This window comes from Lederbergia lenta NBRC 16444 (assembly GCF_001591545.1).
GTDB lineage: Bacteria > Bacillota > Bacilli > Bacillales > Bacillaceae_C > Lederbergia > Lederbergia lenta.
The window spans coordinates 1-12,480 of the sequence record NZ_BCVC01000003.1; the positions used below are offsets into that span (position 1 = coordinate 1).

13 protein-coding genes and 2 other annotated features are annotated in these 12,480 nt (G+C 39.3%); of the genes, 1 reads left to right on the top strand and 12 read right to left on the bottom strand.

Features of this window, described 5'->3' with window-relative positions:
• Window positions 1-287 precede the first annotated feature (287 nt).
• The 8 genes from BLE01S_RS12200 to BLE01S_RS12235 all read right to left on the bottom strand — a co-directional run bounded on the left by BLE01S_RS12200 (window position 288) and on the right by BLE01S_RS12235 (window position 7,712).
• Complete coding sequence (locus BLE01S_RS12200) at window positions 288-572, bottom strand: YbyB family protein (protein ID WP_066142315.1); 285 nt, start codon at window positions 570-572, stop codon at window positions 288-290.
• Between the two features lie 118 nt (window positions 573-690).
• Window positions 691-1,494, bottom strand: coding sequence for a tryptophan synthase subunit alpha (trpA, locus tag BLE01S_RS12205; RefSeq protein WP_066142318.1), 804 nt, complete (start codon window positions 1,492-1,494; stop codon window positions 691-693).
• A complete protein-coding gene (gene trpB / locus BLE01S_RS12210) occupies window positions 1,487-2,692 on the bottom strand; it encodes a tryptophan synthase subunit beta (protein WP_238456040.1) in 1,206 nt (401 codons plus the stop codon). Before trpB ends, trpA begins: the two co-directional genes overlap by 8 nt.
• The gene (locus BLE01S_RS12215; RefSeq protein WP_066142323.1) at window positions 2,670-3,308 is read right to left on the bottom strand and encodes a phosphoribosylanthranilate isomerase; all 639 of its coding nucleotides are present in this window, start codon (window positions 3,306-3,308) and stop codon (window positions 2,670-2,672) included. Before BLE01S_RS12215 ends, trpB begins: the two co-directional genes overlap by 23 nt.
• Window positions 3,309-4,097 carry an indole-3-glycerol phosphate synthase TrpC gene (gene trpC / locus BLE01S_RS12220; protein WP_066142326.1) on the bottom strand — a complete coding sequence of 263 codons (789 nt, stop codon included), beginning with the start codon at window positions 4,095-4,097 and terminating at the stop codon, window positions 3,309-3,311. It abuts the gene before it with no gap.
• Between the two features lies 1 nt (window position 4,098).
• Entirely contained in the window at window positions 4,099-5,127 is a 1,029-nt protein-coding gene (gene trpD / locus BLE01S_RS12225) for an anthranilate phosphoribosyltransferase (RefSeq protein WP_066142330.1), read from the bottom strand.
• A gap of 61 nt (window positions 5,128-5,188) precedes the next feature.
• Window positions 5,189-5,428, bottom strand: a binding site (T-box leader).
• Window positions 5,429-5,501: 73 nt separating this feature from the next.
• Window positions 5,502-5,757, bottom strand: a binding site (T-box leader).
• A gap of 80 nt (window positions 5,758-5,837) precedes the next feature.
• Window positions 5,838-6,719, bottom strand: a complete 882-nt coding sequence (locus BLE01S_RS12230) for a YitT family protein (RefSeq protein ID WP_066142334.1) — start codon at window positions 6,717-6,719, stop codon at window positions 5,838-5,840.
• A 105-nt stretch (window positions 6,720-6,824) separates the two neighbouring features.
• Window positions 6,825-7,712, bottom strand: a complete 888-nt coding sequence (locus BLE01S_RS12235; protein WP_066142337.1) for a LysR family transcriptional regulator — start codon at window positions 7,710-7,712, stop codon at window positions 6,825-6,827.
• Between the two features lie 162 nt (window positions 7,713-7,874).
• Here BLE01S_RS12235 and BLE01S_RS12240 point away from each other — a divergent pair, with 162 nt between their 5' ends.
• On the top strand, window positions 7,875-8,840 hold the full coding sequence (locus BLE01S_RS12240; RefSeq protein WP_066142341.1) for a DMT family transporter: 966 nt from the start codon (window positions 7,875-7,877) through the stop codon (window positions 8,838-8,840).
• A gap of 243 nt (window positions 8,841-9,083) precedes the next feature.
• On the opposite strand, the gene BLE01S_RS12245 is transcribed toward BLE01S_RS12240, so the two are convergent.
• From BLE01S_RS12245 to BLE01S_RS12260, 4 genes are all read right to left on the bottom strand, one after another.
• Window positions 9,084-9,296: a hypothetical protein gene (locus BLE01S_RS12245; protein ID WP_066142345.1), complete on the bottom strand. Its 213-nt coding sequence runs from the start codon at window positions 9,294-9,296 to the stop codon at window positions 9,084-9,086.
• Window positions 9,297-9,454: 158 nt separating this feature from the next.
• Complete coding sequence (locus BLE01S_RS12250) at window positions 9,455-10,486, bottom strand: ABC transporter ATP-binding protein (RefSeq protein ID WP_066142347.1); 1,032 nt, start codon at window positions 10,484-10,486, stop codon at window positions 9,455-9,457.
• Window positions 10,458-11,492, bottom strand: coding sequence for an ABC transporter ATP-binding protein (locus BLE01S_RS12255; protein WP_066142350.1), 1,035 nt, complete (start codon window positions 11,490-11,492; stop codon window positions 10,458-10,460). The genes BLE01S_RS12250 and BLE01S_RS12255 overlap by 29 nt, the downstream gene beginning before the upstream one ends.
• Before the next feature lie 30 nt (window positions 11,493-11,522).
• Window positions 11,523-12,470 carry an ABC transporter permease gene (locus tag BLE01S_RS12260; protein WP_066142354.1) on the bottom strand — a complete coding sequence of 316 codons (948 nt, stop codon included), beginning with the start codon at window positions 12,468-12,470 and terminating at the stop codon, window positions 11,523-11,525.
• Between the last annotated feature and the right edge of the window lie 10 nt (window positions 12,471-12,480).

A 12,480-nucleotide genomic window follows, 5' to 3' on the forward strand; every position in this document is an offset into this window, starting at 1 on the left:
CGACTAGCAAACTTCACGATTCTTCCTACGATAAGTCAACATCGGTTCGCCTTGCAGGCTTACCGTGTTTCCTTTATCTCGTCAGAAAACAACAAGGATCCTCGACTAAAACCGCCACGTCCTGTGGCAACGTCGACGCACCCACATCCTGTGGGCGCAGGTTGTACGTCGCTTAACAGGCGCTTTCGCTTTTCTTTTTATAATATTCATATCATAACATGGTTTCCAAAATAGCGAATAAAAAAATCCCCTAGGATTAGGTTACTCCAGAGGATTTTTAATAGCCTTTATTGTTGTTGCTCTTCTTTATTATAATAATCTACACTGTACATTGCACCTTCACTTACCATCCTAGAATCACCTAAATCATAAGGGTCTGGATTTCCTGCTTTTTCTACAAGATCTTCACAAGCGCTTGGATTTTGTTCGCACCATAATGATACAACTTTATCTTTAACCGATTGATAAACATCCATGGCCTTTGCTCTATTTTCTTGCTTCGAAAAATATTTAGCACCTACTCCAGCAACGCCTAATCCCAAAACAAGCATTGAGTTTAATCGTTTAGCCATTGAAATCGGCCTCCTTTTTCACCTTTGCCTTATATATACCCATCTTTTCAGTACATTAAGCTGAATAATATGACAATAATATTAAAATGAAAAGACAAAAAATGAGGATGTGTAGGGTTTACGAAATATAATCGACTGTTGCCTTGTTCAACTTAGATGCAGCAATCAGTTCCTTGATTTGCTCCCGCTTTCCAGCAGCTAATAATTCCACAATTTTACTACCAACGATAACTCCATCACATGATGCTCCTAATTCTTTCACCTGTTCTGGTGAAGAAACTCCAAAACCTGCGAGTACGGGAGCAGCAGAAAAAGCTTGAAGTTCCTGTAAATATGCTGATAGGCCTTCCTCATATTGGGTTCTTGCTCCTGTTGTCCCTTTTACTGTCACAGCGTATAAAAATCCTTCTGTCTTTTTAGCAATTCGTTCTATTCTGCTCTTTGGACTTGTTGGAGAAACAAGTCTAATCAGCGCAATTTTTTGATCTGTAAACACAGGTGTAACAAGCTCTTCTTCTTCCAAAGGTAAATCCGGGATAATTAATCCGTCCACACCTACCTCCTCACAACGCTTAGCAAACTTTTCAATTCCATAGGCAAAGATCAAGTTAAAATAGGTCATGAGAACGATCGGAATCGTTCTTGATTCTTTCCATTCATCTAAACTTTGCAATATGCCCGATAATGTTGTTCCATTTGCTAGTGCCCTTAGTCCGGCTTCTTGAATTACAGGCCCATCCGCAACTGGATCTGAAAATGGAATACCAAGTTCTACGGCTGTTGCTCCACTTTCTTGAAGAAATAAAATTTGTTCTTTCAGGGCGTCTACCCCGCCGTCACCTGCCATAATATATGGAACAAAAGCCTTATCTCCATTATTCTTCACAGCTGAAAAAGCTGCATCAAGTTTCTGTTTACCCATGATTCATACCTCCAATTGCTTCTCTCACTGCATCTACATCCTTATCTCCCCTACCAGATAAACAGATAACTAATGTTTCTTCTTTATTCATTTCTTTAGCAAGTTTCATTGCATACGCAACAGCATGGGAGCTTTCCAATGCAGGAATAATTCCTTCTAATTTTGTAAGTGACTGAAAAGCATCTAATGCTTCCTTATCTGTAGCTGATGTATAAGTAACACGACCTGAATCTTTCAAATGGGCATGCTCTGGTCCTACTCCGGGATAATCAAGCCCAGCTGATATGGAATGTGCCCCGACAATTTGCCCATGATCATCTTGAAGCAAATATGAAAGTGTACCATGTAAAACTCCAGCTTTACCATCCGTCAAAACCGCTGAATGTTTACCAGTTTCAATTCCTAAACCAGCTGCTTCTACACCATATATTTTCACTTCATGATCTTCTACGAATGGATAAAACATTCCCATCGCATTACTGCCGCCGCCAATGCACGCAACAACCGCATCGGGTAATGTCCCTTCCTGTTCAAGCATTTGCTGCTTCGTTTCTTTGCCTATCACGCTCTGGAAATCCCGAACGATTCTCGGAAATGGATGTGGTCCCACGACCGAACCTAATATATAATGCGTATCCTCTACATGAGCGACCCAATAACGCAATGCCTCATTTACCGCATCCTTCAATGTACCGCTTCCCTGGGATACACTTCTAACCTCCGCACCCAATAGTTCCATCCGAAATACGTTTAATTGCTGACGACGAATATCCTCTTCTCCCATAAATACAATACATTCCAATCCCAATAAGGCACAAACGGTTGCTGTTGCCACTCCATGTTGCCCCGCACCAGTTTCAGCTACTACTTTCTTTTTTCCCATCCGCAACGTTAAGAGCGCCTGGCCAATCGTATTATTAATTTTATGGGCTCCTGTATGATTCAAGTCTTCACGTTTTAAATAAATTTTTGGACCACCTGCAAATTCCGTTAAATTTTCCGCAAAATATAGAGGAGTCTCTCTTCCAATATATTGCTTCAAGTAATAGTCCATTTGTTGTGTAAATTCTGGATCGACGATTGCCTTTTCATACTCTTCTTCTAGCTCCAATACGGCTGTCATTAATGTTTCTGGAACAAATCTACCACCAAAGTCACCGTAACGGCCTTTTTCATCAGGTGCTGTATAAACTGCCAACTTTTCCACTCTCCTCATTTTTTGCTTTCATTATGAATGCTGTTATTTTCTCTATATCTTTCTTTCCTTCTGTTTCCACACCACTTGAAACATCTACACATGCAGGCTGAACTTTTGCGATTGCTTCGGCCACATTTCCTTCATTCAATCCACCTGCCAAAATTACTTTTCCCCTAGGTATGGTCTGGTCGGTCAACAAACTCCAATCAAATGGTATTCCGCTACCACCTCGAAATTTCAAGCCTGGGCTGTCAAGTAAGTAATATGCACATTCATAGTTTCTAAGTGTATTCAGATCATCCTTATCATTTATAGAAAATGCTTTAATCACTGGCAATGATATTTTTCGGCAAAATTCTGGTGATTCATCTCCGTGTAATTGGATATAATCGAGATCTGCTATTCTAGCAATTCGCATAATATTTTCATATGTTTCATTGACGAAAACACCGGTGGTTTTTACATGCTTAGGAAGCTTTTTAATAATTTCACCCGCACGCTCAGGAGTAATTTCTCTCGTACTGTTCGCAAACACAAACCCGAGAAGATCGGCTCCATTTTCACTGGCAGCAAATGCCGCTTCTTCGCTAGTAATGCCGCAAATCTTCACTTTCACTCATTTCACCGCCTTAAGCAGTGGCACGCGAATATCAGACATTGTCTCTGCAATATTGTCGGAACGCATCAATGTTTCTCCTACAAGGATCGCTTTTGCTCCTGCTGCCTCTACTTGTTCCACATCAGCTCGAGTCCGAATACCACTTTCACTCACAAGCAAAATATTTTCACCTTTTAACATAGACGCTACTCGCTCTGTTACACCTAAATCAACGTCAAATGTTTTCAAATTCCGATTATTAATGCCAACAATGCGAGCACCGATTTTCAATGCCGTTTCTGCTTCTTGTTCATTGTGAACTTCAAATAAAACATCCAAATTTAATGCCCTTGCATAGTCGTATAAATCCTTAAGGCGATCTTCTGACATCGCTGCAGCAATTAACAATATCACACTCGCTCCATGATCTTTTGCTACATCAATTTGAATCCGATCTATCATAAAGTCTTTGCATAGCAATGGTACTTTAACCGTTTTTGCTACAGCTGATAAATCTGCCATCGACCCTTTAAAGAAGGTTACATCCGTTAAAACCGATATAGCACCTGCTCCAGCTTGCTCATATTGTTTCGCTTGGCTTATTGGGTCCACGTTCTCATTAATAGCACCTTTTGATGGCGACGCACGTTTCACTTCAGCAATCACGTTTATTTTCTCTGTCTGTTGAAAGTTATCATATAATGAAGGTCTTTCTTGGACTGTCTCTACTTTATGTGCGTTGTATATTGCTTTTAATTCCCTTACCTCAATTTCCTTTTGTGCAAGTATTCTGTCTAGTATTGTCATATTAAACCACTCCCATCTTTGCTGATTGTTTACTTTTTTCAATTAAATATTCTAATTTTGATAAAGCAGCTCCAGAGTCAAGACTCTCCCTAGCTAGTTGAATACCTGCTTGAATGGTATCCACTTTTCCATGTGCGAATATTCCGATACCGGCATTTAAAATGACTGTATCTCTAAACGGTCCTTCGTCACCTTTCAACACGCTCATCATGATACGTGCATTCCGATCCGCATCCCCACCGGCAATTTCATCGATAGAATATGTTGGAAGCCCTACTTCTTCCGGTCGTAAAATCATTTTCTTTAATTCACCATTTTCCAAAATAACGAGATGATTTTCCCCAGCTAGTGATGCTTCATCCATATGGTTAGCTCCATTAATAATAACAGCCCTTTTTCGGCCGAGTTTCTTTAGAACTTCCCCCATTAGCATTAGTTTATCGCGACGATAAATGCCGAGCAGCTGCGTATCAAGCTGAACTGGATTGGTCAGTGGTCCAATTAAATTAAATATTGTAGGTACCCTTAAATCCTGTCTGACTTTCATAACTGCTTTCATTCCTGGATGAACATTAGGGGCAAACAAGAAGGTAATACCATTTTCTTTAAGTAACTCTGCCGTCTCTTCTGGACTGCTATTTAACGATACACCTAGCTGCTCAAGTACATCAGCACTTCCCGTTTGACTCGAGACACTTCTATTGCCGTGTTTCGCAATTGTAATTCCTGCACCTGCAATAACAAAGGCAGAAGTTGTGCTGATATTAAAACTTTTCGACCCATCTCCACCTGTTCCACAATTATCTGTAACACTTCCTTGAATTCCACTAATTGCTGTTGAGCGTTCACGAATGGCCTTAACAAGCCCGGCAATTTCTTCGGCAGTTTCTCCTTTAAGCGCAAGCAAGCCAAGCAATGCTCCTGATTCACTTTCAGAAGCTTCACCTGCAAACAATTTTCGAGCCGCTTCGGTCATTTCTTCCAATGTTAAACTTTCTCCAGCCATTAGCTTTTGCAAATACAGTTTCATTATAATCCTCTCCTTTTTTATAATATAAAAAGCCCTCCGTAACCACAGTTAATATGTGTTTACAGAGGGCGTTCAGTTCGCGGTGCCACCTCTATTGAAGAATTACTTCTTCGTCTCATTGGGTACCGAATAAGATGATCGATCCCCTATCCTTTTAACGGTGGAAGCCGGATACCCCTACTCAACTTTCAAGGCATCTCTCATAAGTCCATTCCACTATGTTGTTCGCACCGGATTCTCACCAACACCGGTTCTCTTTGGGCAACAAACAAAGTGTACTCTTCTTAATCATCGATTTAAATATTCATCTAATATACGATATTATAGTAAGAAATAACATTACGTAACCTAAAAAACACAAAAAGGGCCCTCATCCAAAGGACGAGGAACCCGTGGTACCACCTTCATTAGCTGAAAAATACAGCTCACTTTGCCGGCAACAAATAAGAATTACTTATTGCCCGTCTTTAGTAACGCCAAGACATATGCGCCAAATCCTAATACTTGTTTTTACAAGGTTCAGTTTGGAGGCTCAGAAGTCCATTCACCATTTCTGCACACTGGTTCCCACCGACCACCAGCTCTCTATAGTACGACAAAATAGTTACTTCTCTTCATCACTGCCTGAAATATTTTTTAAAGTTTGAATTATTTATCATCTTAACTTTTTAAAATCAATATGTCAAGATGTAATATCATTTTTTTCTTCCTTATATTTCATTCTTACTTCCATAGCCATGAATTTTTTCCTGAGAAAATCCTCTACCTAATATCTCTGATGCATTGAGAAAAATAACGAATGATGTTGGTTCTTGTTCTTGGAGGACCTTTTTTAAGTAAACTGCTTCAGATTGTTCGACTACACAAAGAATAATCGATCTTTCTTTATTCGAATAACCACCAAGTGATTTTACCTTTGTCAATCCTCTGTCAATCTCATCGCGGATAATCCGTTGAATTTCCTCTTCTTTTTCAGTTATAATCATTACCAGTTTTGTCGGTGATGTATTGAGTTGAACGAAGTCAATAACTTTGCTCGTCACATAGATGGAAATTAACGCAAATAAAGCAAGCTCTAAGTTAAATACGATAGCTGATGTTGCAACAACCAAGCCATCTACAAGCAACTGTGCAAATCCACTTGAAAAGCCGGTGTATTTTTTTAAGAGTTGAGCAATCATTGCTGTTCCTCCTGTTGACCCACCACCTCTATATACGATACCAAGCCCAATACCAAGTACAATTCCACCATAAATTGCACCTAGCATCGGTTCAGTGAGATGTAAATCAACTCCTTGTGTCAGCCAAATAATAAAAGGCACAGACAAGGTACCGAGCAATGTCTTTGCACTGAATTCCTTACCAAGGATAACTAAGCCTATGAGAAATAAGGGCAAATTAAGAGCGAATTGAACGATCGCAGGGTTCCATTGATATAATTCATATAAAATTGTACTAATGCCAGAAACTCCTCCAGCCGCAAGACGTGCTGGTAGTAAAAATACATTATATGCGAAGCCTACGAGTCCTGCGCCAAATAACACTTGTAAATATTCATAAACAATCATCTTTTTTGAAACATTTCTTACCATCGATAACATCTTTCCTTTCTGCCTTTCATTGCCTATAAAATATGAGTATATAAATAATATTCAAGGATGTCCGGGTATTCATATGACGATCAGTTTCTATGAAGCCTATTTAAATGGAAACTCATGCCCTTCCTTATGTCTATACTCTTCAATTGTTTCAATAAATTTCTCTAGTGAAGCCGTGAGAAATGCTTCTTTATTACGAATAAAGACTGTTTTAATTTTGCTATATTCTTTAGAAATACTATGGCACTGAATGAATCCTCGCTCTTCATGATACTTTACAGAGGAGCGCGGTACAAAAGAAACACCTAAACCTGAATACACACTCCCTAATATTGTCTCCAGTGTTCCTAATTCCATGAATTTCGAAGTAGTTACTTGTTCGTCCCTTAACCATTCTTCCAATTTCGCCCTATATCCACAACCTGAATGAAAGACTAGAAAAGGTTTTCTCTTTAACTCCTCGACTGTTACAGGATTCGTATCAGAAATAAGTACAAGCTCCTCTTCAAATACATCATATTGCACTAAATCAGGGTGAACTCTATTTCCTCGCCCTGTTATAAACGCACCATCTAATCGATAATTAAGCACCTCATCAATTAACTGCTCTGACACTCCTGTTGTCAATGATAAATCGATATGTTGATACTTTTTATTGTAATTCGACAAAATAAACGGTAATTGAATCACGGTTTCTACAGAACCGATATTCAGTTTACCCGTGGGCGTATCCGCATCAAGAAAAGCTTTCTCCATATCTGAGACCAATGATAATATTTTTTCTGCATAGGTAATCAATTGTTTCCCTTCAGGTGTTAAGGTAATCCCTCGATTATGACGATGAAAAACCGGCGTGTTAAGCTTTTCTTCTAGCCTTTGTATTCTTGCTGATACATTGGATTGAACATAATTTAATTCTTTTGCAGCTTTACTAATATTTCCACTTTCAGCAACCTTCATAAAAATATATAAATCTTTCAACTCCATATAAAAAATCACCCCTTACTATTAGGCAGGAAAATGCCTTTTCGAACGTTCTGCCATCATAAATAATGATACCTTATATCACTATTAATCATTTTACATGATGGATACACTAATGTTAAATAGTATGTAGAAGAATATTGAATCGTGTGCGGAGGGAACAACGTGAAGAAGAGTTTTTTGTATGGTGCCTTTTTATGTCTAATAGCAAGTATATCTTGGGGAGCGATGTTTCCAGTCGCTAATCATTCATTTCAATATATTGAACCTTTTTATTTTACTATTTTTAGGTATATCCCAGTCGTCATTATTTTAGCTATCATGTTATGGTTTAAAGAAGGTAAACAAGCATTCAAATCTGAAGGGAAAGGGTTCCCTCTTTGGTTTTTCGGAACAATGGCTTTCACTGTATATAATTTGTTTATCTTTTGGGGCCAAGATGCAATGGGAAACTCTGGAGTCTTATTAGCCTCCATAATGGAAGCACTGATGCCAATGATTTCTGTATTAATTTTATGGCTATTACATGGGCAACGTCCTAAAATATACACGATTAGCTGTATCATGATCGCTTTTATAGGTGTTTTATTGGTTATCACTAAAGGGGATCTGAATAGCTTCTCATCTATGGGCAATCAATTAATTCCTATCTTCGCCATTTTCGCTTCAGTAATTGGGTGGGTTATTTATACGATGGGAGGCGGCAAGTTTTCGGGCTGGTCTGCGCTTCGTTATTCCACACTTACTTGTTTATACGGAACAGTCACAGCTACAATCCTAGTCCTTTTTGCAACAACCTTGGGCTGGGTGGAGGTACCAAAAATATCAGCGATTTATTCTGTGAAATGGGATCTGGTATTTATGATTATTTTCCCAGGAGTGATTGCACTACTTGGTTGGAATGTTGGAGTTAGTATTATTAAACCTGTGAATGGGCTACTCTTTATTAACTTTGTTCCCATTACTACAGTGATCGTTACCTTCCTTCAAGGTCACCGACTAACGGTTTATGACCTGATTGGAATTACCCTTGTTATCATAGCTCTGATACTCAACAACATCTTCCAACGCAGAAGATCGGAAAACGGAAAAAGCAAGGCAGTTCAGAAAAAGTTACAGTCTGCTTCCTAACTGAAAAAACCGATAATCCTAGTGAAAAGGATTATCGGTTCTTCTTATGAGATCTTTGTCGAAAATTGCCACTTAGCCTGTAAGGGAGGATCACAGACAGTAAGTGCTGTGTGACCGCCACTAAAAGTACTGTAACGGCTAGTATATCTTTTGCCACGGCCAGTATTTTCACGTTAACGGCTAGTAAGCAACTTTTTCATATTTGCACTAGGACGCTTCCTCTTAAAAAGGCGCTAGATTGTATTAAATATCCTTCCTACCTGCTGATCCTCTTTTATCTCTCTCGTTTTCCTCGCGTTCTTCAATGAGTTGATCTGAGATATCATCCACAGGCATGAGCAATTGATCCCGCTGTGCCTGTTTCACTTCATCTTTCTTAAAAGCTTTGTCTTTTTCATTTCGTTCTGCCAATGTTTTCTCTCGATTAATCTTATTTTGTGTTGGTTCGTGACTCATGAAATGACCTCCAGTCTTTCTTATTCCTTTTCCTTTTATCATCTAATCAAAACATTTCTTGTCTGGCAATATTACCGCCAAAACGAGTTTTTTCTATATTAATAGATACCTTTTATTCACACAAAAAGATCAACCCAATAATGAGTTGATCAAAAAATTTAAGCATATGTTTTCTTTTCAAAGTTCGCATTCATTTCTCCACTTTGAATTTCTTCTATGAAGTGGCATGCAGCTTGATGGCCTTCCTTCATATTTGCATGGGTCTTCAATTCTGGCACTTCTTTCATGCAGCGTTCTTGTGCAAATGGACAACGTGTATGGAAACGACATCCAGTTGGCGGATTGATCGGAGATGGGACGTCACCTTTTAGTACGATATGTGACTTTACATGTTCCGGATCTGGAACTGGAATTGCCGAAAGCAAAGCTTTTGTATATGGATGCTGTGGACTTTCGAATAAAGAGTTCCTATCAGCAATTTCAACTATTTTCCCCAAATACATAACGATGACGCGGTCTGAAATATGACGAACAACACCAAGGTCATGCGAGATGAATAAGTAAGTTAAATTATACTTTTCCTGCAATTCTTCAAGTAAGTTCAACACCTGTGCTTGAATAGAAACATCAAGTGCAGAAACTGCTTCATCACAAATAATCAACTTTGGATCTACAGATAATGCTCTTGCAATTCCAATTCTTTGACGCTGACCGCCTGAAAATTCATGCGGATAACGATCTGCCTGATATTCATTCAAACCAACAGTCTGCAATAATTCAAGCACACGCTCCCGGCGTTTTTCCTTTGGTACAGAATTCTGAATTTCCATTGCTTCCGTTAATATTTCCGCCACTGTTTGGCGTGGATTAATAGAAGCATATGGATCTTGAAATATAATTTGTAAGTCTTTACGATATTTCCGCATTTCTCTTTTGGAAAGGGAAGCTAAATCTACTTCTTGGAAAGCAACTTTTCCTTCTGTCGGCTCTTCCAAACGCAAAATTGCTCGTCCAGTTGTCGATTTTCCACAGCCGGATTCACCTACGATACTAACCGTTTCACCTTCATATATAGTGAAGCTAATATCATCAACTGCTTTTACATGATTAACTGTCCGCCCAAGGAAACCACCTTTAATAGGAAAGTATTGTTTAAGACCTTCAACCTTGAGCAGTTCTTTTTTCGCCATAAATACTCACCTCCGGATCGCCATCCCATTGATCTGAATAGATCCAACAACGGATTTGGTTGCCTTCCTCATCAGTAATCAATTCTGGCATCTTCGTTCTGCAAAGGTCCGTAGCAAACGGACAACGCGGTGCAAACCTGCATCCTACAGGCATCTCATGTGCATTAGGCACATTACCTTTTATAGGAATCAACTTCTCTTGCTCGATGTCATGACGCGGCAAAGAATTCAATAATCCAACTGTATATGGGTGTTTTGGTTTTTTAAACAAAGATATCACATCTGAGTACTCTACCACTTGCCCAGCATACATGACTGATACAAAATCACACGTCTCAGCGACTACACCAAGATCATGCGTAATGAATATGACCGACATATCCAAACGCTGTTGTAAATCTTTGATCAAACCTAAAATTTGTGCCTGAATAGTAACATCTAATGCTGTCGTTGGCTCATCTGCAATGAGGATCTCCGGATTACATGCAAGGGCCATTGCTATCATAACCCGTTGACGCATCCCTCCTGACAACTCGAATGGATACTGTTTCACTCGTTGTTGAGGAGATGGTATACCAACTAATGTAAGTAATTCTACTGATTTTTTCATTGCCTCTTTTTTATTCAGCTTTTCATGAATCATCAACGTTTCACTGATTTGTTCACCAACAGTGAAAGCAGGGTTTAATGATGTCATCGGTTCTTGGAAAATCATTGAAATAACATTACCTCGAACCGCACGCATTTTTTTCTCAGATAAATCGAGAAGATTCTGTCCCTTAAACAATACTTCCCCCTCTTTGACTTTTCCACTAGCTGGAAGCAAGCGCATAAGAGATAGAGATGTAATACTTTTACCCGAACCGGATTCACCTACTATCCCAAGGGTCTTACCTTTTGGGACGGAAAAACTCACCCCATCTACTGCCCGCACCTCACCATCGTCTGTATAAAATGAAGTCCTTAGATTACGAACATCCAATACTGCCTGTTCAGTCTGTTTCATGAAATATTCACCTCCGTCCAGTCTATTCTATTAATTTAAGTCAATTCGTTTATTAAGTAATCGATAGGAAATATCAACAATTAAGTTTACAAACACAAATATAACGGAGATTACTAGTACTGTTCCTTGAACAATTGGAAAATCACGCTGACGGATTGCATCAATAGTCAAGCGGCCCATTCCATTAATGGCAAAAATCGTTTCTGTCAATACCGCCCCTCCGAGGAACGCCCCGAATTCAAGGCCGACAACTGTAATTACTGGAATCATCGCATTTTTCAGAGCATGCTTATATATCACGGAGCGTTCTGAGACACCCTTTGCTCGCGCTGTTCGTATGTAATCTTGGCCAATTACTTCTAACATCGAGGAGCGAGTCATTCGTGCAATAATTGCAGCCCCACCAGTACCAAGAGTAATAACTGGTAAAATTACCTGACGCCAATCATCACCCCAACCGGAAGGTCTCATTCGTAAAAACTCCGGCAACGGGAGCCAATCTACTCCAACTGCAAACCATTGAATAAGGACAAGTCCCATCCAGAAACTCGGCATCGATAACCCAAACAAAGCAACGATCATGATTGAAATATCTGACAATGTATAATGACGAACAGCTGAAATAATCCCAGCAATCAATCCGATAAAAACAGCAAGTAGAGTTGAATAAAATGCTAGTTCCACTGTTACCCAAATCCTACTCTGAATTTCATCCATTACAGCTCGTCCGCTTCTAATAGAGCTCCCTAAATCCCCTTGTAAAGCATTCGAAATATAAGAAAAATATTGCACATGAACGGGCTCATTTAATCCAAGTCGCTCACGGATTTGTTCAACTGTTTTGTCTGATGCTCCTTCTCCTGCGATAATTTGTGCAGGATCGCCGGGAATAAGATGCATCAATGAAAATACTAAAATAGAAACACCGATTAACACCGGAATTGTTTGTAATACACGTCTAATAATAAATTTAGTCAAGTTTCTGCAC